Source organism: Photorhabdus antumapuensis, assembly GCF_020387775.1.
GTDB lineage: Bacteria > Pseudomonadota > Gammaproteobacteria > Enterobacterales > Enterobacteriaceae > Photorhabdus > Photorhabdus antumapuensis.
In genome coordinates, this window is sequence record NZ_JAHZMK010000017.1 from 1 (window position 1) to 25131 (window position 25131).

The window sequence follows — 25131 nt, forward strand, 5'->3', positions numbered from 1 at the left end:
AATTTTTATTGACCACAACAAAGTTCTCTGGCTGATAAAAATATTGCTGGAAATAAGACGACAACTTTCCCTATGTATCAAGACAAAGGAGCTTTTGGGCAACTAGCTAAAAAGGACGTTAAAGAAGTAACAGCAGCAGAAGTAAATCATTGGTGGAAAAATCAAGGATATGAACAACCTCCCTATACTCCAGGGACGATAGTAAAAGAATTTGAATTAGCTGCGGACACAAAATTTGTTAGAGTCTATGATGGCACTCATTCACAAATGAGAGGTGGATGGATGATGAGAACTGAAGATATAAAAGGACTAAATAGTAAACAAATTCAAGAAAAATTCGCTTTGCCATATGAGCCCAAATACATTGCAGATGTTGAAATTAAAGCAGGTACTGAAATGAGAACAGGTTCGGCAAATAGTCTGTTCGGCTATAAAGGGGGAGGAACCCAATTTGATCTTATGGGGCAAAGGACCGGTATATTCACTAATGAACGGCTTATTCAGAAAAAATAGGAGATTAAAATGGTCATCTTAGTTAACGATAACAAGATTGATATAAACGGACACTTAATTATCCTTAATCAAAAAATAATTAAGGTGATAGAAATTGATAATGGTTCAGTTCTCGTTTTAACTGATGTGCCTATAGGGGATGATGGGCTAAATAATCTATTCTCTTATACAAAGAACGGAGAGTTTCTTTGGCAAATAGAACCCTCAGATTTACAAAAGGAAGGTCAGATAAGTCACCCATATGAAGGGGTGAATATTGTTGATGGAAGATATTTTGTTGTTGATTTTTATGGAAGAAGAATATTTTTTGATCCTTACACGGGCCTATGTTTATCACGAGATGTTGTAAAATAAAATGTCAACAAATAAAGATATGGTAGAGGTCGCAAGATTAATATTCTTGTTGGAACAAATTGTTACATATTTAAAAGAATCAGGAAATGGAGAGTCATCTTATGCATACTTAATAAAATCCATTAACATTCTTGAGAGTAGAGCAAGTAACGGTATGAAGAATTTATACAAATATATTATGAGTGACTTTAGAATGATGGGGGATAGAGGCCAATATGGGAAAGATATAGACCCAATAACAGATGAAATTTACACAATTATAAGCAATAACCCATTGTTCAATAAGTGATAATGAGTTGTTGCGGATAATAATGCCCTAAGTTTACCCAAAGGCATGGCAGATTACGGTCGATCAGCATCAAGTCTGGCTACCGCTATGTCAAATAAAGGTCAATCCTCTCAAGAGATTTCGGCAGCATTGTCAAAACATGCCAAAGGCGATCACCCGGAAGGGCAAGACCCGGTAAGAGGATTGTTGGTCGCTTGGGGTGCAGGAATGTCCACGGTAGCGGCACCATTGTTGCTGCCATCAGGAGCAACTGTAGGAAGTATTTTTGCTGGAGGTATAATCAGTGGAACAGCTAATATCAGTAATCAACTGACAAATGGTCCAGTGAACATTACTGATGCACTGATAGCTACTGGAACGGGGGCGGTAACGCAGGGCAAAGTGTTCTGGTTTACAGAAGTGGCGAGTATAACTGGTGCTTATGTCGGAGCGAAATTGCAGGGTAAAGACCCCGTTGCACCAGTAGCAGGTGCAGCGGTTGGTAATGTTGTAGGTACTGTTGGAGGGAAAGTAATCGACGTTGGAAATAAATATTTCCCTATAGTATCGGATAAGACGGTAAGTATTATAGGAGCTACAGGTGGTGCTATAGCCAGTGAAGTTACAAGTAGTAAAGTTGAGGATAAGCTGGATAAATCAGGAGGAGCGAAGTGATAACTCATTTAAAGTCATTACTGATTCTTCTATTATCCTGCACAATTATTATGATTATGGTGGTCTTGTCAGGATGCTTGTGTGCTGCGATTTTAGTTTATTTGAAAAATGAAACATTCGTCTTTAGTTGGCATGATGATGTTGTTTTTTCAGTAAAAAAAGGGGTAGTGACAGGTATACCCACTGGAATAGGAATCTGGGTCTTATCTCGTTTGAAAGGAAATCATGAGAATTAAGAACCACCATCTGATCGATGACCGGACGAACCTTGGCTATTTACAAGGGTTTTTACATTGTTGTTGTTGAGAATAATGCACTAGCAAGTGTACTGGCGGCGGCCGAGGCGAATGAAAAAAGGTACAGTTGGGAAATAGCAGTATAATGTGAGGTTTAAAGAATGATCGAGTAAAGTTTTTTTATTAAAAACATCATATGGATATTAGTTATATTTTTATGAATCTAACTATTTCTTTATTATCAGATGGTTGTGTCGGTTTTTTATAGATGGAATATTTATTTTTTCACTTGAATAGATAAATAAAGCCATTAAAGGTAGGGGTATTTATTGGGCTAATAAGTTATTGTTTTATATACTATCACCTGTATGGTTTACGTAAATTAATAATCAATCTTTGGATTGAGATTACTATTTGGAGGAATTTTATGAAGTGTATTAAATGTGAAAACCCAGCATTAAATGAATCAGATTTTTGTGCAGCATGCGAAGAGAAAGAACTGAGTGGAATTTGTGGGTTTCTCTATTTTTCGGCAATAAATATTATCTTTGCAATATTCAGTTGTTTATTTGGTTCATATAAAACAATGACAATCTTGATCTCTGGTTATAATTTTCTAGGTGAATTACGTATCCTTATAGGATTTGAGTTTATTTGTTTTACCATTATTTTTGGAGTTGCACTTTATACATCTGTTCTTTTCTTTCGAAAAAAGAAAAAACACCTTTATTTTATATTATCCTTTTAGTTTTTACTTCATTATTTGTAATCGCCGATTTAGCATTGGCTCATTATGTATATGAAATAAAACAGGATTATAATTATCTTTTCTTGCTTTTTAGAACTGTGTTTTATGCATGTATATGGGTGCCTTGCTTTATTGTATCTATTCGAATTAAAAGAACATTTATAAAGTAATGATCAAAATTAAATTATTTTGCAAATAATATTCAATAAGAGTAGGTGGATTTTTTGTAACTAATATTTATTCAAAAAATATGACAGTCAAAACTACTCCGGCCTTGTGAATTGCTCCCAAAAATCGGAAAATTTAAATCACTTTCTTATCAAGGTTTTAGCTCTATATTTTGAATGTAACCTAATGTTACATAGTCGGAAATTAATTAAAATATGAGTTCACCGAAGGCTTACTAATGACAATAATCGATATGATATTTAAGTTGTGACATTAGGATATACTTTATTGTCACATTACTCACATTCATCACTCAATTATTTCATGTTGAGTCGGATAAATGTAGTCTGATAATAAGTCAAGCTTATCCGACTTACGGATCATTTAATCCTTTTTGATATTTACTATCCTTGATAAAAATGGGTAAATATTCGCGATTTTTAAGGTTAGGAATAAATAATATTGAATTTTAATAGGAGGAGTCTCTGTATGTTAAATGAAAATCAGTCGTATATTGCATTTCTTAATAACCCATCCATTCAGGATTTAATTGATATTGGCAATTTTATCGTTGAGTCATCCGGGAAGCCTTTCTTTACTAGCGTTGTTTTGTTTGCAGCAAATATTAATGGTCATTCCCCGGATAATCCTGAATTGTTTTACAATAGTTCAATAAGTACAATACTTAATGAGAATATTGATCTTGTACAAAGTCTGCAAAAGAAAGGGATGAAAATTCAATTATCATACTTGGGAAATCATCAAAACTCAGGATGGTCATGTAACATGAGCGAATCAACGGCAAAAGCTCTTGCTAATAATATGGTTGAAGATATTTTTAAGTATGGCCTTGATGGTATCAACATCGACGATGAATATTCAGCATGTTCTGGCAACGGCCAATCTTTTTATTGGATAACCGGTGCGATAAAAAATCACCCTAAGTTTAAACAAAAAATACTGACAAAGGCCCTCTGGAAAGATTTAATCTACTTCCAGGATCCATTAAATGTAGCAGATTTCCTGGATGAAGGGTATGAGATGACTTATGTTGGTAGTGTCAGTAAATTGGATAAATACATTGGTTATGGCATGAAAAAAGAAAATTTGTTTCTGGGCATCTCTCCAGAATTCACTCCTTTATCTAAAGTAAAGGGAATTTGTAGTTCAGTTATTAATAGTGGCTATAATGGTGTAATGATTTGGGCGCCTAATTCTTTCTTTACAACCGAACAAGCATCTCGATATTATACCGAGATTATCAAGGCAGGGGAAGGGGATAATTCAAAGGTTGTATATACTCCAGGAAATAATTTCATCATTAAATAAATGTTAATATATTGTAAGGTGTAAAAGGTGGTTAATTGATTCCTTATTAGATAGATATTTACTCGATATAATAATGATACAGGAGAGCAAGGGAAACTGATTTTATTTTACTTAAGAAGATCCCTTGCTTTGTTTAAAAATAGGAAATTTGGAAGAGTTTGTTGATAAAATAGGATGTTTGTTCATATACTATCGTTATTATAATTCATATTTAGATAGTGGAATCCGCCAATTTTTATAAATTAGGATTGAAAGAATCAATTGATTTAGCAATAAGCTTTTCTCCGCATTTTTGACAGATATAATGACTTTTTCCTCGCAGAGTTTTATTATGACGTCGTAGGCTTAGTTCATGTTGCTGGCAGCTACAGTAATAAGTAAAAGTTTCACTACGTACTGAATCGATTTTAAATTTGTGTGTACGGTTAGCTGTAACGTTCAATACTTTTTCCATCATCCAACGCCACTGTTTTCCATGTGGAGGCACTTTCCCAAAGTAGCGATAAACTAATAGATGAGCTAATTCGTGAGGTACAACTTCATCAATAAAAGTTTGTTGGTTTTCAATCAATAACACTGGATTAAGGCGGATTTCCCAATTTTTTATATAGGCACTGCCTGCGGTAGTTCCCCGCTGGCGGTAGTTTATTGTCGGTTCAGGAAAGTCACGGTTGAGATATAAGTTTGCCTGTTGTAATTTCTGCTGCAAAGTATTCATAACGGCGTGTTGTAGGGAAATTGGAACGATAACTGATTTCATGTGTTGAAAATAAATAGGTAAGGATGAGTGAATTTTATTATAAATTCTGAAACAAGCTGATAATAATATTTTTAGGGATTCTTCAATCGTCAGCTAATGCTAAAAAAGCTGGGTTCAGTTGTCCAAACCCAGCTTTTATATTTTTACATATTCATCGCTGATAGCTTTAGACCCGCAGTATCACGCAGCGCTTCTGCTTTATCAGTGGCTTCCCACGGGAACTGTGGTCGACCAAAATGACCATAAGCGGCAGTATCACGATAGATTGGGTGCAATAGATCCAGCATCTGAATCAAACCGTGAGGACGTAGGTCAAAGAATTCACGTACCAGCAGAGTTAGGGTTGCTGTTGACACTTTTTCAGTACCGAATGTTTCCACCATGATGGAAGTGGGTTCTGCAACACCGATAGCATAAGAAACTTGGATTTCACAACGATCAGCCAGACCAGCAGCAACAATATTTTTTGCCACATAACGTGCAGCATAAGCCGCTGAACGGTCGACTTTAGAGGGATCTTTACCGGAGAATGCTCCGCCACCATGACGTGCCATGCCACCGTAAGTATCTACGATAATTTTACGACCAGTCAGACCACAGTCCCCCATTGGGCCACCAATGACAAAACGACCGGTTGGGTTAATGAAATATTTGGTTGTTGGATTTAACCATTCAGCAGGCAGAACCGGTTTGATGATCTCTTCCATAACCGCTTCTTGCAGATCTTTCTGACTAATATTTTCAGCATGCTGCGTGGAAAGTACAACTGCGTCAACGCCGACAATTTTGTTGTTATTGTATTGGAAAGTGACTTGGCTTTTAGCATCAGGACGTAACCACGGCAGTACACCATTTTTGCGAACTTCAGCTTGACGCTGAACCAGACGGTGCGCATAGGTGATAGGCGCAGGCATCAGTACGTCAGTTTCGTTGGTTGCATAACCGAACATTAGCCCTTGGTCACCAGCACCTTGTTGTAGTGGATCTTCGCGGTCAACACCTTGATTAATATCCGGTGACTGTTTACCAATCGCACTTAATACTGCACATGAGTTTGCATCAAAACCCATCTCAGAATTAACATAACCAATCTCTCGAACTGTTTGCCGCGTAATTTCTTCAATATCAACCCAAGCGCTGGTAGTAATTTCACCACCAACCATAACCATTCCGGTTTTAACATAGGTTTCGCATGCAACGCGGGCTTTTGGATCTTGTTCCAAAATAGCGTCAAGAACAGCATCAGAAATTTGGTCTGCGATTTTATCAGGATGCCCTTCGGAAACAGATTCAGAAGTGAAAAGGTATGTGGTCATTATATAACGTCACCTTAAAATATAATTTCAGTTGGGAAATGGACGGATTAACATCTAGATGGCTATTTTAGGGTAATTCTTATCCATGTGCTAGATTTTTTTAGTTCAGCGAGTAATTTTCATCGGGGGAATGAATAATTTCTTGGTTTGTATGTCAGTTTTGTTCAATTTCATTTTGCAATTTTATGTGATTGCGAGTATAAACAGCGGCCGTAGTTAAACTATTTGTGCTACAGACTCGCAGAAGCTAAACAGCTTCTGTTTCTCAATCGAGAAAATGGCTCCTTAAATATGAGTCATGTGTGGGGGTGAATGGGGTAATGAACCATTATCTGCTGATTGCTAATGGCCAACAGCCACACTTGTCGTCGGATGTATCCGCGTCTTTTTCCTTTCTTTTCAATATGTCTTTAATTCGATGTTATCTGTTGTCTGCAAACAGGCCGGATATGTCGGACAGGCGTATTGTCACTCGGTAATTTTGTCGTTGTTTAGTAGTAACTAAACGCTTTTTACAACCTGAGAGCATGCTGTTCCCTGATATTTCTCAACTCGCGAGATTATAGCGTTTTGGGTTATTTATTAATTACAGGCGAAGGCGAAAAACTCTAACTCCCTTAAGGAGACTGCCATGAATGATAATATCGCTCGTAAAATGCAACAGACTTACAATATTGCATATTGGGGAGGGAGTTACTACTACGTCAATGATCTTGGCAATGTTAGTGTGTGTCCAAATCCTGATTTGCCGGGGGCAAAAATTGATCTTGCGGAATTGGTGAAAAGAGTTCAACAGGAGCAGAAACATTTGCGCTTACCGGCGCTATTTTGTTTTCCTCAGATCCTGCAACATCGTTTGCGTTCAATCAATGCCGCATTTAAACGTGCTAGAGAGTCATATGGTTATAAAGGCGATTACTTTTTAGTTTATCCCATTAAAGTTAACCAACAACGCCGCGTTATTGAATCACTGGCCAGTTCCGGTGAACCTTTAGGGCTTGAGGCTGGCTCCAAAGCGGAATTAATGGCAGTGCTAGCCCATGCGGGTATGACTCGTACCGTCATCGTGTGTAATGGATATAAAGATCGTGAATATATTCGTCTGGCACTAATAGGTGAGAAGTTAGGTCACAAGGTTTATTTGGTGATCGAAAAAATGTCTGAGATTGCCCAGGTATTGGAAGAAGCTGAACGATTGAATGTGATCCCTCGCTTGGGAGTCCGTGCACGTTTGGCATCTCAGGGGTCAGGTAAATGGCAGGCCAGTGGCGGTGAAAAATCGAAGTTTGGGTTGGCTGCGACTCAGGTATTGCAATTGGTTGAGACCCTGCGTGAAGTAGGCCGGCTTGATAGCTTGCAATTACTGCATTTTCATCTTGGTTCACAGTTGGCGAATATTCGTGATATCGCAACAGGTGTTCGTGAATCAGCGCGTTTTTATGTCGAGTTACATAAACTCGGGGTAAATATTCAATGTTTTGATGTTGGTGGTGGACTGGGTGTCGATTATGAAGGGACCCGTTCTCAATCTGATTGTTCTGTGAACTATGGGTTGAATGAATATGCCAACAATGTCATCTGGGGTATTGGTGATGCTTGTGATGAACATGGTTTACCCCATCCGACTGTTATCACAGAATCCGGTCGTGCCTTGACGGCTCACCATACTGTGTTGGTATCCAATGTTATCGGGGTTGAACGTAATGAATTTACCCAGACGACGCCACCGGCAGAGGATGCATCCCGCCCGATCGCTAGCCTGTGGGAAACCTGGCAGGAGATGCATTCTGAAGGGAATAGACGTTCTTTACGTGAATCGTTGCATGACAGCCAGCTTGATCTGCATGATGTTCACACACAATATGCGCATGGCATGCTGGATCTGACTGAGCGGGCTTGGGCGGAAGAGCTGTATCTGAATATCTGTCGTCGTATTCAGCAGGATCTTGATCCAAGCAACCGTGCTCACCGGCCAATTATTGATGAGCTGCAAGAGCGTATGGCAGATAAATTCTATGTGAATTTCTCTCTGTTCCAGTCTCTGCCTGATGCATGGGGTATCGACCAGTTGTTCCCGGTTTTACCGATTGAGGGGTTGGATAAGCCGTTGGAACGTCGTGCTGTGTTGTTAGATATCACCTGTGACTCCGATGGCATCATTGATCATTATGTGGATGGTGATGGTGTAGCAACGACTATGCCTATGCCCGATTATGATCCTGATTACCCGCCAATGATTGGTTTCTTTATGGTGGGAGCGTATCAGGAAATTCTTGGTAATATGCATAATCTATTTGGGGATACCGCGGCTATTGATGTTTATGTATTTGATAATGGCGAAGTGACTTATAACCAAAGTGAAGAAGGGGATTCAGTTGCTGATATGCTGCAATATGTGAAACTGGACCCTAATGTACTGATGGCTCGTTTCCGTGATCAAGTAAAAGGCACGGATTTGGATACGGGTTTGCAAGAGCAATTCTTGCTGGAATTTGAAAGTGGTCTTTATGGCTACACATATCTGGAAGATGAATAATCTTCTGGTGTTAATTAAGCCTCCTGTATACAGATGGCGTTATTTATATAAACCAGACTGCGGAGATGCAGAGAAATGGGGTCATCTCAGAAATACCCCATTTCGTCACAGCATGGGTATTCTGGAATTAAATAGCCTTGTTCTGTCGGGAAACTTTTGAGGATATATCTCATGACAATAAGTACCTTGGGCAACCAACAAGATGACTCTCTGGTTTCTAATGCCTTCGGTTTCCTGCGCTTTCCGCTGAATTTCCAGCCATATTCCAGTGATGCAGAGTGGGTAATTACCGGGGTGCCATTTGATATGGCAACATCAGGCCGTGCAGGTAGTCGCCACGGGCCTGCGGCTATTCGTCAGGTTTCTACTAACCTGGCATGGGAAAGCCGCCGTTGGCCGTGGGATTTTAAGTTACGCAATTGTCTTAACGTTGTGGATTGTGGTGATTTGGTCTTCAACTTTGGTGATGCTCAGGATATGAGTGATAAGTTGCAAGCTCATGCTGAAAAAGTGCTGGCTTCCGGTAAGCGTATGCTCTCTTTTGGTGGTGACCACTTTATTACTTTGCCTTTGTTGCGCGCTCATGCCAAACATTTCGGCAAAATGGCTCTGGTTCATTTTGATGCTCATGCTGACACCTATCCAAACGGTAGCCAATTTGATCACGGTACCATGTTCTATCATGCGCCAAACGAGGGATTGATCGACCCACATCATTCAGTACAGATTGGTATCCGTACTGAACATGGACGGGACGATGGTTTTACAGTGCTGGATGCTGATCAGGTTAATGACCGAGGTGTGGATGATTTGCTTACTCAGATAAAAGAGACGGTTGGTGATATGCCGGTTTATCTGACTTTCGATATCGATTGTCTTGATCCTGCTTTTGCGCCAGGTACGGGTACCCCCGTTATTGGTGGTTTGACAACCGATCGTGCATTGAAATTACTGCGTGGTTTGCAGCCGCTGAATATTGTGGGTATGGATGTGGTGGAAGTGGCTCCAGCTTATGATCAGTCTGAAATTACGGCTCTGGCAGGTGCGACTATTGCACTGGAGATGCTTTATTTACAGGCATCTAAGAAGTGCTAAATAGCACGTAGTCTTAATATAGTCTTAGGGGATAGTGAAATAAGCTCGTATTGCGTTGTGGAGCTATCCCCTTGAAATTTGGCTTGTAACCTTTATATGCTTTTCTGGATGCTCTTTGTCACTTTCTATATGCGAGCATCAATTAACCGAATGTCATATTGAGAGAAAATACTATTGGCTGAAATCAGTGTCAGTTCTTCCATTTGAGATTGAACAATTAGCATCCTATCAAAGGGATCATTAATGATGGCGTGGTAAATCCCCGGCATACTCGGTTAGGTTAGCTAAATATAACAAAAATTGCCGGAATAACCGGCAATTTTTTGCTGCATGGAATTGAGATGCCGCAGTGTTGAACTGGGCATCTATGGCATACTTTTTAAATCAAAGAATGGTATTTTTTAGCGTTATTGTAGCGCTACTTCTAATTTCTTTTCTTTTTCCCGCGCATCAGATTTAGCGTTTCTACTGCCATTGAGAAGAACATAGCAAAATAGATGTAACCTTTAGGTATATGCACTTGTATGCTTTCCAGAATAAGGGTAAAGCCTACAAGGATTAAGAACGACAGTGCTAGCATTTTGACGGAAGGGTGACGGTCAACGAATTCGCCGATAGGGCGAGCGGCGAGCATCATAACCCCGACGGCTATGATAACGGCTGCCATCATAATGAATAGATGATCGGATAGACCAACTGCGGTAATGACTGAATCCAGGCTGAAAATAATATCCAGCAACATAATCTGAGTGATAGCCCCCAGGAAGGAGTGAACAGGACGTTTTAGCTCTCCTTCATTGTCACCTTCGATCGCTTCGTGGATTTCTTTGCTGGCTTTCCATATAAGGAACAGACCACCGAAGAATAGGATTAAATCACGGGCAGAAATGTCATGTTCAAAAACTGTCAATATCGGGTAGGTTAGCCGAATAACCCAGGCAATAGATGCTAACAGCGCCAGGCGCATTAGCATTGCCCCCATTAGTCCGATCTTGCGTGCTTTATTTTGTTGATGGTTAGGGAGTTTTGCCACAATAAGTGACAAAAAGATAATGTTATCAATCCCTAAAACGATTTCTAGAATTGTCAGGGTGGCAAGTGCCATCCAAGCGTGGGGATCAACAATCCATTCTAACATTGCTTATTAAAACCTTAAGGTAAAAATCTAATTATACGCGTGATTAGATGTAAGGTAAGTATGTCGATGTAAAAATCAGTCAGAGCTCAACGTTAAATCAAAAAATGACGGGCCAGTAGAGGAGCAGTGAAATTTTTCCTCAGATAGAACCCGCGAGGTAGAGTCATAATAGGTTGGCCGTGTACTCCGATTGCTTCGGTTAATGCTTTGCTGTTAGCCGCTTTTGGGCGCAACTGTAATACTTCGCCATGACGGGCGGTAATGCTCTCTACTCTGCCAAGCACGATGAAATCCATCAATTCTTCCCAGTCGCGACGCAGTAACTCTTCTTCTTCTTGATTGGGACTCCACAATAAAGGAGAGCCAACCCGGCGTTTGGCTAAAGGAATTTCCCGTTCACCTTCAACAGGTATCCACAGCACCCGCGATAATTTGTGTCTAACATGGCAGCTTCCCCAGGTAATACCACTGTTCCCTGTTAATGGCGCAACGCAGACAAATGTTGTTTCCAGTGGACAACCTCTTCTGTCTACGGGGATAGTTTTAAGCTCAATACCGATATGTTCGAAATCTTGCTCTGCCTTACTGCCGGCACTCGCACCGAGATAATATTCCAGCAACATGCCTACCCAACCTTTATCTCGTTTCAGATTGGGTGGGATAGGCAAATTTGCTTTTGCTGCGAGTTCTCCCATTGATAGGCCAGCCAGAAGTTGGGCACATTCAAGCAATTGTTGCTCGTTGTCTGGTGGTAGTGGAGGGGAAAAAAGTGTGTTCATTTGAGATATCCGTTTTTTAGGTCAAAAAACAGCCTTGGTTTCTGTGAATAATAAATCTGAGGTTCACACAATAGCTAACAGGGTGATAATAGCATGATATACAACCATTTTTTATTGCTGTTTTAAATACTGTAAAATTGACTGCTGTTCTTGTTCACCTATTGCCGGTAATAATGAACAGGATCTTACACCATGTTATCCACAGTTTTATGGGATAAGTAGACAAAAATGAGATCACTGGTTTGATTTACAGGTTTGACTAACACTTTTTTCTACAAAAACCACTGTTTTTTGCTTAACTAAAAAGCATAACCTGTGGATAACATTATATTTGGTTGTTTTTTATTCTCTTCAACTAACGCTGTCTATTGTAGCCGTGATTGACGCTAGAAATAGCGAGGTAAATAGCTGCTATTTCAATGAAAAATAAATACTATTTCATTTTTTGTCTATAGACTGATAATTCATAATATAAAGCTATACCTGAATTACCCCTGCCTTTTTCACATAGATATCCACAGAAAAAGTGAATAAAAGCGAGTTTGCACACCTGTGTGTGTTCATAACTCTGGCTTTTTCTGTGAATTATCCTTCATGTGGGTTAAACCAGGCGGATTTGAAATCAAACCAACCAAAGGTGTTCATTTTGACTCCTCGCATACTTCTCTGCCCCTGTAACTCAAGCCAGTGGTGGAACAGTGGATGCAGCCAATGCTCATCAACTATTTTTTCGCACCACTCTTCAAGCGATAGTTCTTGTCGCCGCCATTGTGATGCTTCTTTATTCAAGTTATTACCAAGACACTTTTTCAATAATGGTATCTCGTACAGGGTAGCGAACAGCGAAAACTCCAGAGGATTATAAAAGTTGGCGGTAGCAAGCCAGAGGTCACTTTCGGTGTTACCGTTGAACCATGTGTCATAATCCACGATGTTGATTTTCAATTCGACGCCGCACTTGGTCAGTATGGCTTGAAGGATCTGGCTGATTGTATGGTATTCGTGATGTTGATGACAAAGCGTGACAGTCAGATGGGTAATATCCTCTGGTTTGTTCAATTCTGGTGTGAGCTTACTATGATGCCAGCGTAGTAATAAACCATAAGCGGGTGACCAGTGGCGTTGATAAAAGGTGTCACAGTGCGCTAGCAGATTTATCGGTGTTAGCAGGCTGCATAGCCATTGGCGAACGTCTTCTCTCTTACATTTAGTTGAACGGTGGTCGTGTAGTAGGAAATAACAGCCCTCCTCTATCCTGCTATCTAACGAGTTATTACCTGTGCTGTCACTTTCCAGATGCAGAGTTGTACAAACCAGTTTCTCGGCTAATTCTGGTAGAAACCATATATTCACCTGATCAATCAGCGCCCGAAAGCCAAAGTAATTATCAAAAGCACGAATTTGTAGTTTCTGAGCGCTGTTTTTTATTACCTGGTAAGGGCCGGTTCCCACTGGCATACGAGAGAAGTTCGGTAACTTTGGCCACTCTTGAGGCAAGATCATGGCATGTGGGCTGCCGATTAATAAAGGCAGCCAGAGATCGGGCTCTGAAAGAAAAATATCAATCACATATGGTGTGGGCGTTGTGACTTTTTCAATATGAGAAAAAAGGGGCAGGTTGCGTAATCTTTGTAGCGAAGCAATGACATCCGCCATCTGTAATTCTCTGCCGTGGTGAAAATGGATAGCCGGCCGTAGATAAAAGCGCCAATGATTTGAGGATAATTGTTGCCAATGATGAGCTAAGTCAGCTTCTGGTTCCCCATTTTCCTCATTTATGCGGGTTAGGCTATTAAATATCTGCCTGACCAGATGAATTTCAGAACGGCGTAAAGGTGAGCCGGGTAGAAGATTAGGAAAGGGGCGATAATAGAGTATCCGCAGTAGGTTTTTTCCCTGACGGAAACGGCGTTCAATCTGGGATAGCACCATATGACGGACTGTATCTTTATCACCAACCAGTTGGACCAACTTCTCAACGTTATGTTGTTCGAGCAACTCTTCAGCCCGTTGTTGTTGAAGTTCCCATCCATCACGTAAGAAATTCAGTTGAGAACGTTTACCTCGACCAGACTCAGCCTGCCACTGTAACCAGCCAGCTTTCTGCATATTGTTAAGCAGTGAACGGATATGGCGTTTTGAGCAATGCAATACATTTGCCAGCTCTTGTAACGTTGTTTCAGCCTCTTTTCCTTGATGGTGTTGCCATAATCGAATGAATTGTTGTTGTAAACGTGAACTGGGCATAAAAGAGGAACTCCAGAGTATTATTCATCAATTTTTATTTCCTTATATTGCGACGATAATTATCCATATTGAAAGTAGCTCAATAGGCCAGACGAAATCTGGCTTCTCCCCCAATTTTCTTGAGTAATGGTGATTTGCCAGCCAGTAAGAAAGCTTACTGGCTTTTTTTATTGTTGTACATTGTGTACTCTCTATTTCTTTTTACATATCAGTTTAAAGCGAGTAATAATCTGGTATTAGAGGCGTTTTGTCCAGCTACTATTGCTGCTTGGGGTAGTGACCGGGTAGCTGCCAACTTTTAAGCGAGCACTTCTATGGGCAATCTCGTATTCATATTCAGCTCAAATATTCCATAGGGATTTACATGGACGTAAATCAGTGGTATCAGTGCCTTGAAGTCCTCCGCTTTCATCCGTGATAGCCACGTTGGCTCATTGAGTACCTGCTGGATTATCAAGGTATTCACGTAAATTCATTTACCTCCGCACAAACTTATTTTGAGTATACGCCTATGGAAGCTGAATTTGAGTGATAATCAGGAAAGTTAATAAATAAAATAGTACCTAGAGTTAATTATATCAAAATAATAATTACATCAACTCCTGTTTATAGTTTTGTAATAATAACCTTACATACTTAATTATTTAAGATGTTATTAGGAAATTAAATCAAATAAATTTAGCAATAAAATACACCAAGACAATTGTTGGAGGCTCATTGTCTGGAGATAGTAACATGAGTGGATTTGGCATGTATTTTCATTATACAGGAGAATTTGGCCAGGCACTCACACTCTATGAAATCGGTGTGCATGATAAAGTCCGCGCATTGATGCAAAAACCAGGTACATTTGAGAGAGCAGAGGGCAGCATTCAATCTCGTTTTATTTCACAAATTCAAAGAGGTGAACGAGTTGATTTTGAAAATAATTATGATTTCGTTAAGGAATCAAAAATACCACTCTTTGACCCATTGTGGGCTATTGGAGGCGCAACTATTCGTGGAAAATTGACAGATGTTAAGGCAGAAAACGTGGGTGATAAATATAGAGTGTTTGGTGTAATAAACTATGAACTGTATGATAAATTTACCGATCCATACGATATGACAAATTTAACTGGTAAAGAGTGGAATCCTAATGGAATTCCATATGTTATCACTGGAGAATGGTCAGAATCAGTTAATTTCGATGTAAATAAAGATGTTTATGAAAACAAAATTAAACCCATGCTTGGTCAATAGAAACAATCGATAAAATAGCCATTAGTCGTGCATTAAATGCGCGACTATATGAAACATATTTGTCAACTAGAAAATATTTTGATAAAGAATTGTTGGGATAAAGAGGCTGAGTATGAAAATAACAGTCATTAATAACGATACCCATAGGTTTTTTTTTACATTTCGTTCTAATATGAAAAAATAATTAACTAATATAGTCAAGAAGAAAAACGTTACAATTGACATAAAAAGCATGGCGATGAATGGCATTTGCACACCCTGTTTAAAAAAATCCATAATGTCATCATAAATGAGAATGAAATGAATCATTAGTGGTAAAAATGGAGTTTTGTGACACAATTAACAATTATTTTCGATAAATTTTATTGACGTTATCGTTTAGATTCGGGTAGGTTAAATGCGTCGCAGATAAATTTGTGACCAAGCGCGGAAACTTGCTGGCAGCAATATAAAACGCTGAATGAAGTTTCTGCAATGCACGCCTATAAATTTGCAGCAGTATTCCGTAACGATAAAAAAATCATATTCATTTTCTCATTGTAATAGCTCGCATAGAACGCGAAGCCCGCCGTCAATTATCCCAACAGTGTGTTTTATTTTTCCGTGCCCGCCTGCCGTTCGGGGGTGCAACATGATTAACAATGTTCAGTCCGAGGAATTTGCGTCATTATTAGCGCAAATTCGAAGGTTAATCAGGGTGAGAGCGTGAATATTCATTTCTTGCCATCGCATTAAAGCCAGCGATTAAAACTTTATCCAAATAATTGCTGCTTATATTGGCCATGTTTCGTTTGAGCCGGATAGGGGTTGTACGTCGGAACCCCAGATTTTTCCGTCACTTTAGCTTAAGCCTCGCAATCATGGCATCCAGGTCGATTTCTTTCCCGTCTCTGAGAAAGGTGTAGTGCCCGTTTAGCAGGATAGACGTGGTGGTATTGTTCTTGCTTTTGACACCGATAGAAAAATCCCGTAGTAAAAAACTACGGGATAAATCAATAAAGGAAAAATTAACGTAGGAAAACGGGTTGTTCTTGCTCGTAGGTTATGATGGCATCCAGATGTTGTAATGTTAGGCCAATACTATCCAGACCATTCATCATACAGTGGCGCCGGAAACTATCGATTTCAAAATCATAGTTTTTATCGCCAGCATGGACTTTCTGTTGTTCTAGATCGACAGTAAAACGACAAACTTTGTTTTGCTGAACCAACTCAAATAGCTCATTGACATCTTTATCGTTCAGTTTTACTGGTAGTAACTGGTTGTTGAACGCGTTACCGTAGAAAATATCCGCAAAACTTGGGGCGATAACAACTTTAAAACCATAATCCGTTAGTGCCCAAGGTGCATGTTCACGGGAGGAGCCGCAACCAAAGTTTTCACGAGCCAGAAGGATACTGGCACCCTGATAACAAGGCTGATTTAATACGAATTCAGGATTAGGTTTTTGTCCTGCATCATCAAGAAAACGCCAGTCATGAAACAGATGCTGACCAAACCCTGTACGAGTGACTTTCTGCAAGAATTGTTTGGGAATAATGGCATCAGTATCAACGTTTGCCGCATCTAAAGGAGCAACCAAACCGGTATGTTGAATAAGCTTTTCCATCATTCTCTCCTTGACGATTTCTGTGCTGGGTGGCGTATATCGATAAAATGACCATTAATCGCTGCTGCTGCTGCCATCGCTGGACTAACCAAATGGGTGCGTCCACCACGTCCCTGGCGCCCTTCAAAGTTGCGGTTACTGGTAGAAGCGCAGCGTTCACCGGGTTGCAGGCGGTCATTATTCATTGCCAGACACATGGAACATCCAGGTAAACGCCATTCAAAACCGGCCGCTATGAAAATTTTATCTAAACCTTCTGCTTCTGCTTGTGCTTGAACGGGGCCTGAGCCGGGAACAACGATTGCCTGAACTCCAGGAGCAACTTTATGGCCTTGTGCGATAGCTGCGGCAGCCCGTAAATCTTCAATCCGGGAGTTGGTGCAAGAGCCGATAAAGACTTTATCGATCTTTACATCTGTTAGCTTAATACCGGGTTTCAAATCCATATAAGCCAGTGCTTTTTCAGCAGATGCTCGTTCAACAGGATCACTAAAAGATTCCGGCGCTGGAATGGTTTGATCAATAGCAATGACTTGTCCAGGGTTTGTTCCCCATGTAACTTGCGGGGAGATCTCTTCCGCGTTAATAGTAACAACCGTGTCATATTGTGCATCGGGATCGGATTTCAGTGTTTTCCAGTAAGCAACCGCTTGTTCCCACAATTCTCCTTTGGGTGAGAACTGACGGCCTTTTATATAAGTAAATGTGGTTCCATCTGGTGCGACTAAACCCGCTTTAGCGCCCATTTCAATTGCCATGTTACATAAGGTCATACGGCCTTCCATGCTAAGTGCTTCAATCGCCTTACCACAGAATTCCACCACATACCCTGTACCACCTGCACTACCTGTTTTGCCGATGATCGCCAGAACGATATCTTTGGCGGTAATAGCATCGCCGACATCACCCATCACTTCGATTTTCATCGTCTTAGCACGGGCTTGTTTCAGGGTTTGGGTGGCGAGTACATGTTCAACTTCAGAAGTGCCAATACCGAAGGCCAACGAGCCGAATGCGCCATGCGTTGCGGTATGGGAATCACCACAAACGATCGTCATTCCCGGCAGGGTCATGCCTTGTTCCGGTCCGATCACATGAACAATTCCCTGATAGGGATGGTTGAGGTCATACAATGTGATACCGAATTCGGCACAGTTTTTCATCAGCTCCTGCATTTGAATACGTGCCATGTCACCACAGGCGTTAATATCTTTTGTCTGCGTGGATACGTTATGATCCATTGTTGCGAACGTTTTACCTGGCTGGTGCACTGGGCGGCCTTTAGTACGCAAACCATCAAAAGCTTGCGGGGAGGTTACTTCATGAACCAGATGACGATCAATATAGAGTAACGGGGTTTCATTCGGTACTTCCCGGACAATATGAGCGTCATATAATTTTTGATATAAAGTCTTAGCCATGTTAAACATCCTCGGCTATATAACGGGCGATAGCGCTGCCCATTTCATCAGTGCTAATTGCTTTACCGTCTCCGGCTAAATCTGTTGTGCGATAGCCCTGTTCCAGCGCGTAGTTAACCGCTTGTTCAATCGCATTAGCGGCGTCATTGTGACCTAAGCTATAGCGCAACAGTAAAGCGGCAGACAGGATCTGGGCTATCGGGTTAGCAATACCTTTTCCGGCAATATCTGGTGCAGAACCCCCAGCGGGTTCATACAAGCCAAAACCTTTTTCATTCAGGCTGGCAGAAGGTAGCATACCCATTGAACCGGTAATCATGGCGCACTCGTCAGATAAGATATCGCCGAAAATATTGGAGCACAGCATCACATCAAACTGAGACGGATCTTTAATTAACTGCATGGTGGCGTTGTCAATATACATGTGATTGATTTCTACATCTGGATACGCTTTTGCAATCTCAGTAACAACTTCTCGCCATAATACGGAACTCTGCAACACATTTGCTTTATCAATAGATGTAACTTTATTATTACGTTTGCGAGCGGATTCGAAGGCTATACGGGCAATGCGCTCGATTTCAAAACGGTGGTAAACCTCAGTATCAAAGGCACGTTCATATTTACCTTGGCCTTCACGTCCTTTGGGTTGACCAAAATAGATACCGCCGGTTAATTCTCGGACACATAAAATATCAAAGCCTTTGGCGGCAATATCACTGCGTAAAGGACAAAATACCTCTAACCCGGCATATAAGCGGGCATGGCGTAAGTTACTGAATAATTTGAAATGTTTGCGTAATGGCAACAGTGCACCACGCTCAGGTTGTTCTGCTGGTGGTAAATGTTCCCACTTAGGCCCTCCCACTGAGCCGAACAATATGGCATCAGCCTGTTCACAACCTGCTACGGTTTTTGCCGGTAGTGAACAGCCATGGCGATCGATAGCAATCCCACCCACATCATATTCGCTGGTGGTGATACGGATATTGAAACGCTTACGGATTGCGTCCAATATCTTATAGGCTTGTGCCATAACTTCGGGGCCAATACCATCACCGGGTAAAACTGCAATATGATAATTGTTCGACATGTTTACACCATTTCCTTTGTATTTTGCTGTATGCGTTGTTTCTCTTTCTTAACTTGCTCTGTACGCCAAATGCAGTTCAGAGCATGAATCATTGCTTTGGCAGAAGATTCAACAATATCTGTTTCCAATCCCATGCCGTGGAAGCGACGCCCAAAGCATTCAACAACGATATTTACCTGACCCAGTGCATTTTTTCCTTGGCCTTTACCTGATAACTGATAAGAAACCAGTTCAATTGGGTATTCAGTTATTCGACTGATTGCCTGATAGACCGCATCTACCGGGCCATTACCTGTGGCAGCTTCTGATTTCACCTCTTTACCACACACTAAACGTACAGCGGCTGTTGCCATCACGTTGGAGCCAGATTGGATATTAAAGTTGTCCAGATGGAAAAATTCTGGTTCTTGTTGTTGCAAATTGATGAAAGCCAAGGCTTCCAAATCATAGTCAAACACTTGGCCTTTTTTATCTGCCAGACGTAAAAAGGCTTCGTATAAGCTATCCAGATCGTAATCTTTATCCTGATATCCCATCTCTTCCATACGGTGTTTCACTGCGGAGCGACCGGAACGGGAAGTCAGGTTCAATTGAATTTCTTTCAGGCCGATGGACTCTGGTGTCATAATTTCGTAAGTTTCACGATTTTTCAGTACGCCGTCCTGATGAATTCCGGATGAGTGGGAAAATGCATTGCTACCAACAATGGCTTTATTCGCGGGGATCGGCATATTGCATAATTGACTGACCAACTGGCTGGTGCGGTAAATTTCCTGATGGTTGATATTAGTATAAACACCTAACAGTTGCTGACGGACTTTAATCGCCATAATGACTTCTTCCAGTGAACAGTTACCGGCACGTTCACCCAGACCGTTTATCGTCCCTTCTATCTGACGGGCTCCGGATTGTACTGCTGTGATCGAGTTGGCGACAGACATCCCCAAATCATCGTGGCAATGGACGGATATTATCGCTTTATCGATATTAGGAACACGTTCGATCAAGTTAGTGATGATGCCGCCAAATTGATATGGCGTGGTGTAACCGACAGTATCTGGGATATTGATAGTCGTTGCGCCTGCTTTGATAGCGTTTTCAACGATCCGACACAGATTATCAATAGGTGTACGACCCGCATCTTCACAGGAAAATTCGACATCATCAGTGTAACGACGTGCTCGTTTGATTGATTGAGCTGCCATTTCCATGACATTTTCGAATGTTTTTTTCAGCTTGGATTCAATATGTAAATTGGAAGTGGCTAAAAAAACGTGGATTCGAAAAGCTTCCGCAACTTTTAACGCTTCTGCGGCCACGTCAATGTCTTTTTCTACACAACGGGCTAAGGCGCAAACACGGCTGTTTTTTATCTGCTTGGCGATCGTCTGTACAGATTCAAAATCACCAGGAGAGGAAACTGGAAAACCGACTTCCATGATATCAACACCCATTCTCTCCAAGGCCAGGGCAATCTGGAGTTTTTCGTTCACACATAAGCTGGCCTGTAATGCTTGTTCGCCATCACGTAACGTGGTGTCGAAGATAATAACTTGCTGGTTCATATGTACGTTCCTCTCATGGTTATTTTTTGCGCCCAGCAGGTAAAAAAAACCCGCGCATGGCGCGGGTTCTTGTTAATGTCTGGTTTGGACCAACTCTGTTTTGAATCAACTCTGTTTTCTGTCCACCAGCATACCGCGCATATCAGATACGATGAGTAGTAGGCTTAGTAGACAAATTGAGTGAATCATATCGATCCAACCTTTCAGTAGTATTAATGAGTGTTTGTGATTCGTATGCTTTTATTGATACGTTATCTTAAAAGTGATGTCAAGAATTCATTTAGGCATATGATTCTTGGTTTTACTTTTCTCATGGCGGTAAATTGAAGTGTTGATCTGTTTATATTTAAAAAGATTTTATTTTATCCTTTTTTGTTCGGGTTTGACTTTAGTGATAAGCTCAGATTTATATAAAAATAGCGCATTATACTGATTAATTAAAATTAAGTATTTTTCGTGTGATGAGCTGGAAGTCGATTTGTATTTTTCCGAAAAACATCATTTGTCATTGACAAATAGGTATAAATAGGAAGTTATGTTATATATCGTTGAAAAAATAATTTCATAATATAATGACTCTGATAAAATTGTTTAATAATAATAATTCAGTAATTTTATTATGAATTGGGTCATTCTTTGATTTATCATCACATACGGAATACTAGGGTGAATAAATTGTTAACAAAATTGTACTTTTTTGTAAATGAATAATGAGCATCTACATTTTCTACTAACTGAGATTATCTATTTTTAACATTAATAAGGGGATGCGCTGGTTAGCTATGCGTATTCAGATTTGTACAAGGATGAGTCTTAATTATTTGTTATCGAAATGATTAAGACAATTGATCTCGTTAATAGTAGAGTCATCGTAATATCTGAGTAATAAATGAAGGTATTTCCGATGTTTTGTTATTAGTCGGGATCATCTGCATGAGTTTAGTGGAGTTAAACAATGGCTGAATACACCTCAGTAACTGCAACCAAAAAAGATCCAAATGAAATTCATTTACGTAATGTGGATCTCAATCTGCTGACTGTTTTTGATGCAGTTATGCAAATGCAGAATGTAACACGTGCGGCACAGATATTAGGAATGTCACAACCGGCTGTCAGTAATGCGGTTTCTCGTTTGAAGCTCATGTTCAATGATGAATTATTTGTGCGTTATGGGCGTGGAATACAACCGACGGCAAGAGCTCATCAATTATTTGGTCCAGTCCGCCAGGCATTACAACTGGTATATAATGAGTTACCTGGGGTTGGTTTTGAACCTGATAATAGTGATAGGGTTTTTAGTCTTTCAATTTGTAGCCCTCTAGATATTAGACTGGCTGCAAAAATAGTTGAACAGGTAAAACAAAATACACCCAATCTGGGTGTGACGATTAGATCATATTTGCATGATAATATTGAACATCAGCTCAGATATCAGGAAACTGAGTTTGTCATTAGCTATACCCAGCTAGAACGTATGGATTTTCATCATTACCCGTTATTCAATGATGAGTTGGTTTTGGTTGTTTCTAATCATCATCCAAGAATTGAAAATAGTATTAGTGAGCAGCAATTGTATGAGGAACATCATGCAGTTGTATCATTGGATAATATATGTTCATTTAGCGTTCCTTATTATGATGGTGGGGAACGTCTGCGCTCGGTTGTTTATCAGGGTACCGACTTGAATAGTGTGTTGCATATTGTCTCTCAAACCTATTTGGTGGCGATTGCGCCAAAATGGTTGGTTGAGCACTATAGTGAACAATTAGCAATAAGAGCTGTTTCATTACCATGGGATAAGGTAAGCCGTCCGTGCTATTTGATTTGGCACGAATCTACAACAAAAGATAAGGGGCATCAGTGGATGAAATCGCTGTTGAGCCAACTTAGCGGTAGTTAATTAACTTGAAACTCACTATTGGATAAACAGGTAGTGAGTTTTTCATTTTATCACAAATTTATCAACTTTTGATAAATATTCTTTTCCTGTTGTGCAGGAATAGGTAGACTGCAAGGAAAATAGCTAACATCTGTAAGCTGAAAAGCGAATTATTGATGCAAAAAAGCATTATTAGAGAATAAAGCCACTGCTTTTCTCTAATGAGAAGAAAATTTTTCTAACAGGAAAAGAATTGTGATAACTGAAAATTTACATCCTTATCACTTGATAAACCGGTTGCAGCAACAAATTAAACAAAACCCAGAGAGAATTGCTTTTCGCCAATGGTCTTCAGATGAACAACTCGAATTAAGCTGGAATAATATTGACAAAAAGACAAAAGCCATTAGCCGGGCATTGCTGGAGATTGGGGTTGATGTACAGGAAAAAATTGGCCTTTTTGCACATAACAGCATGGCGTGGTCATTGACAGATATCGCGGTATTACAACTCAGGGCAGTGACTGTTCCTTTGTATGCAACCAGTAGTCAGGAACAGGCTGGTTTCATTCTTAATGATGCCGGTGTGCGTATTCTGTTTGTTGGTGGGCAGGTGCAGTATGATGTTGCTGTCACTTTGTCAGGACGATGTCCTCAGCTAAGTCACATTATAGTATTAGATGAATCAGTCGATTTGCGCGATTGTTCATTAGCACAGTATTTATCCGACTTTATGACTGATAATAAATTACAACATCAGTCTGAGTTGGAAACTCGTATTGCTAACCATAATCTGGACGATCTTTTTACGGTTATATATACATCCGGTACAACCGGTGAGCCTAAAGGTGTTATGCTTGATTACCGTAATTTAGCTTATCAGTTGTATTCACATGATCATCGCCTGACATTAACTGATCAGGATGTTTCTTTGAGTTTCCTGCCGTTATCCCATGTTTTCGAACGCGCATGGAGCTTTTATGTGATGCATACAGGCGCACAAAATGTTTATCTGACTGATACTAATTTTGTTCGTCAGGCTATGGCGGATATTCGCCCGACAGTGATGTGTGCAGTGCCGAGATTTTACGAAAAAATTTACAGTGTGATTTTTGAAAAGGTTTCTCAGGTACCTTGGCATCGCAGAAAATTATTTAACTGGGCGATTAAATGTGGTGAGCGTCAGTTTTTACGTCAGTTGCAAGGTAAAAAAAGCTGTCCCTGGTCAACGGCAATGCATCGACTGGCGGATAAATTGGTGTTGAGTAAATTGAGGAATGTGTTGGGGGGCAAAGTTCGGTTTTTACCTGCTGCTGGCGCACGTCTGGACGAAACGATTATCTTGTTCTTTCTCGCTGTTGGGATAAATATCAAATATGGCTATGGTATGACCGAGACTTGTGCCACGGTTTCCTGTTGGGAAAAGCAAGGTTATCTGCTTGGTTCTATTGGTAAATCATTGCCTGGTATTGACGTCCGTATCGGTGAGGAAGATGAGATACAAGTGCGTGGCCCAATTGTGATGAAAGGCTATTTCAATAATCAGCAAGAAACCACCAAGGCATTTACTCAAGACGGTTGGTTGCGTACAGGTGATGCCGGTAAGTTGGATGAAAATGGTAATTTGTTTATTACTGAACGTCTGAAAGATTTGATGAAAACATCGAATGGTAAATATATTGCTCCTCAAATGATTGAAAGTACGCTAGGGCAAGATCGTTTTATTGAGCATGTTGCTGTTATTGCTGATGCCCGTAAATTTGTATCCGCTCTTATCGTGCCTTGTTATGAAGCATTGGAAGAATATGCAAGATCAATTAATCTCAAATATCATGATCGGGTTGAATTATTGAGCCATAGTCAGATTATCGATATGTTTGAGCAACGCTTGAAAGAGATGCAGAAAAACTTTGCTCATTTCGATCAAGTAAAGCGTTTCATATTACTGCCAAAACCATTTTTAATGGAAACGGGTGAATTAACTCCAACACTGAAATTGCGGAGAAAAATTATTATGCAGCGTTACCATAAAGAAATTGAATCTATGTATCAGGATTGATTTTTAGAATTTAATACAAAGAGTTAGTGTTACCGGTTATTCAGGGGAAATCTGGGGGATATTGTAGTAATATCCCGTTTTGGATTTTTCCCTGGAATACC

Annotated in this window: 23 protein-coding genes; 13 read left to right on the forward strand and 10 right to left on the reverse strand. The window is 40.3% G+C overall.

The features are described from left to right. The first annotated feature begins 72 nt into the window (after positions 1 to 72). The 7 genes from KZ793_RS07375 to KZ793_RS07405 all read left to right on the forward strand — a co-directional run bounded on the left by KZ793_RS07375 (position 73) and on the right by KZ793_RS07405 (position 4291). Entirely contained in the window at positions 73 to 513 is a 441-nt protein-coding gene (locus KZ793_RS07375) for a hypothetical protein (RefSeq protein WP_225814771.1), read from the forward strand. Positions 514 to 522: 9 nt separating this feature from the next. Beyond that, positions 523 to 867 (forward strand): hypothetical protein, encoded by a 345-nt coding sequence (locus KZ793_RS07380; protein ID WP_225814772.1) that lies wholly within the window; start codon positions 523 to 525, stop codon positions 865 to 867. 1 nt (position 868) lies between these two features. Continuing rightward, positions 869 to 1156: a hypothetical protein gene (locus KZ793_RS07385; protein WP_225814773.1), complete on the forward strand. Its 288-nt coding sequence runs from the start codon at positions 869 to 871 to the stop codon at positions 1154 to 1156. Between the two features lie 87 nt (positions 1157 to 1243). After that, positions 1244 to 1810, forward strand: a complete 567-nt coding sequence (locus KZ793_RS07390; protein ID WP_225814774.1) for a hypothetical protein — start codon at positions 1244 to 1246, stop codon at positions 1808 to 1810. 663 nt (positions 1811 to 2473) lie between these two features. Further along, a complete protein-coding gene (locus tag KZ793_RS07395; protein ID WP_225814836.1) occupies positions 2474 to 2794 on the forward strand; it encodes a hypothetical protein in 321 nt (106 codons plus the stop codon). Continuing rightward, a complete protein-coding gene (locus KZ793_RS22845; protein ID WP_225814775.1) occupies positions 2701 to 2964 on the forward strand; it encodes a DUF2569 family protein in 264 nt (87 codons plus the stop codon). The genes KZ793_RS07395 and KZ793_RS22845 overlap by 94 nt, the downstream gene beginning before the upstream one ends. A gap of 487 nt (positions 2965 to 3451) precedes the next feature. Continuing rightward, positions 3452 to 4291 carry a glycoside hydrolase family 18 protein gene (locus tag KZ793_RS07405; RefSeq protein WP_225814776.1) on the forward strand — a complete coding sequence of 280 codons (840 nt, stop codon included), beginning with the start codon at positions 3452 to 3454 and terminating at the stop codon, positions 4289 to 4291. Positions 4292 to 4526: 235 nt separating this feature from the next. Here the strand turns inward: KZ793_RS07405 and KZ793_RS07410 are convergent, their stop codons facing one another. Next, positions 4527 to 5051, reverse strand: coding sequence for a SprT family zinc-dependent metalloprotease (locus tag KZ793_RS07410; RefSeq protein WP_225814777.1), 525 nt, complete (start codon positions 5049 to 5051; stop codon positions 4527 to 4529). A gap of 143 nt (positions 5052 to 5194) precedes the next feature. Continuing rightward, a complete protein-coding gene (metK, locus tag KZ793_RS07415) occupies positions 5195 to 6367 on the reverse strand; it encodes a methionine adenosyltransferase (RefSeq protein ID WP_225814778.1) in 1173 nt (390 codons plus the stop codon). A 631-nt stretch (positions 6368 to 6998) separates the two neighbouring features. Between metK and speA the strand changes: the two genes are divergently transcribed. Both speA and speB read left to right on the forward strand, forming a co-directional pair. After that, positions 6999 to 8903, forward strand: a complete 1905-nt coding sequence (speA, locus tag KZ793_RS07420; RefSeq protein ID WP_225814779.1) for a biosynthetic arginine decarboxylase — start codon at positions 6999 to 7001, stop codon at positions 8901 to 8903. A gap of 171 nt (positions 8904 to 9074) precedes the next feature. Then, positions 9075 to 9998, forward strand: a complete 924-nt coding sequence (gene speB / locus KZ793_RS07425) for an agmatinase (RefSeq protein WP_225814780.1) — start codon at positions 9075 to 9077, stop codon at positions 9996 to 9998. A 424-nt stretch (positions 9999 to 10422) separates the two neighbouring features. Here the strand turns inward: speB and KZ793_RS07430 are convergent, their stop codons facing one another. The 4 genes from KZ793_RS07430 to KZ793_RS07445 all read right to left on the reverse strand — a co-directional run bounded on the left by KZ793_RS07430 (position 10423) and on the right by KZ793_RS07445 (position 14628). After that, positions 10423 to 11136, reverse strand: coding sequence for a TerC family protein (locus tag KZ793_RS07430; RefSeq protein ID WP_225814781.1), 714 nt, complete (start codon positions 11134 to 11136; stop codon positions 10423 to 10425). A gap of 92 nt (positions 11137 to 11228) precedes the next feature. Next, positions 11229 to 11915, reverse strand: coding sequence for a DNA mismatch repair endonuclease MutH (gene mutH, locus KZ793_RS07435; RefSeq protein WP_225814782.1), 687 nt, complete (start codon positions 11913 to 11915; stop codon positions 11229 to 11231). 585 nt (positions 11916 to 12500) lie between these two features. Beyond that, entirely contained in the window at positions 12501 to 14162 is a 1662-nt protein-coding gene (sgrR, locus tag KZ793_RS07440) for an HTH-type transcriptional regulator SgrR (protein ID WP_225814783.1), read from the reverse strand. 298 nt (positions 14163 to 14460) lie between these two features. Further along, entirely contained in the window at positions 14461 to 14628 is a 168-nt protein-coding gene (locus KZ793_RS07445) for a hypothetical protein (protein ID WP_397443589.1), read from the reverse strand. A gap of 269 nt (positions 14629 to 14897) precedes the next feature. On the opposite strand from KZ793_RS07445, the gene KZ793_RS07450 reads away from it, so the two are divergent. Together KZ793_RS07450 and KZ793_RS22535 are read left to right on the forward strand one after the other, a co-directional pair. Beyond that, positions 14898 to 15404: a hypothetical protein gene (locus tag KZ793_RS07450; protein WP_225814784.1), complete on the forward strand. Its 507-nt coding sequence runs from the start codon at positions 14898 to 14900 to the stop codon at positions 15402 to 15404. Between the two features lie 524 nt (positions 15405 to 15928). Next, positions 15929 to 16039 carry a host cell division inhibitor Icd-like protein gene (locus KZ793_RS22535; protein ID WP_225814831.1) on the forward strand — a complete coding sequence of 37 codons (111 nt, stop codon included), beginning with the start codon at positions 15929 to 15931 and terminating at the stop codon, positions 16037 to 16039. A 372-nt stretch (positions 16040 to 16411) separates the two neighbouring features. Here the strand turns inward: KZ793_RS22535 and leuD are convergent, their stop codons facing one another. From leuD to leuA, 4 genes are read right to left on the reverse strand one after another with little or no spacing between them, the layout of a single operon-like run. Beyond that, positions 16412 to 17017 (reverse strand): 3-isopropylmalate dehydratase small subunit, encoded by a 606-nt coding sequence (gene leuD / locus KZ793_RS07460; protein WP_225814785.1) that lies wholly within the window; start codon positions 17015 to 17017, stop codon positions 16412 to 16414. Further along, on the reverse strand, positions 17014 to 18435 hold the full coding sequence (gene leuC / locus KZ793_RS07465) for a 3-isopropylmalate dehydratase large subunit (RefSeq protein ID WP_225814786.1): 1422 nt from the start codon (positions 18433 to 18435) through the stop codon (positions 17014 to 17016). The genes leuD and leuC overlap by 4 nt, the downstream gene beginning before the upstream one ends. 1 nt (position 18436) lies before the next feature. Then, on the reverse strand, positions 18437 to 19528 hold the full coding sequence (gene leuB, locus KZ793_RS07470) for a 3-isopropylmalate dehydrogenase (RefSeq protein ID WP_225814787.1): 1092 nt from the start codon (positions 19526 to 19528) through the stop codon (positions 18437 to 18439). A gap of 2 nt (positions 19529 to 19530) precedes the next feature. After that, positions 19531 to 21093, reverse strand: coding sequence for a 2-isopropylmalate synthase (leuA, locus tag KZ793_RS07475; protein WP_225814788.1), 1563 nt, complete (start codon positions 21091 to 21093; stop codon positions 19531 to 19533). Between the two features lie 955 nt (positions 21094 to 22048). On the opposite strand from leuA, the gene leuO reads away from it, so the two are divergent. Then, the gene (gene leuO, locus KZ793_RS07480; protein ID WP_225814789.1) at positions 22049 to 22993 is read left to right on the forward strand and encodes a transcriptional regulator LeuO; all 945 of its coding nucleotides are present in this window, start codon (positions 22049 to 22051) and stop codon (positions 22991 to 22993) included. 237 nt (positions 22994 to 23230) lie between these two features. Next, the gene (locus KZ793_RS07485; RefSeq protein ID WP_225814832.1) at positions 23231 to 25030 is read left to right on the forward strand and encodes an AMP-dependent synthetase/ligase; all 1800 of its coding nucleotides are present in this window, start codon (positions 23231 to 23233) and stop codon (positions 25028 to 25030) included. The last annotated feature ends 101 nt before the right edge of the window (positions 25031 to 25131 follow it).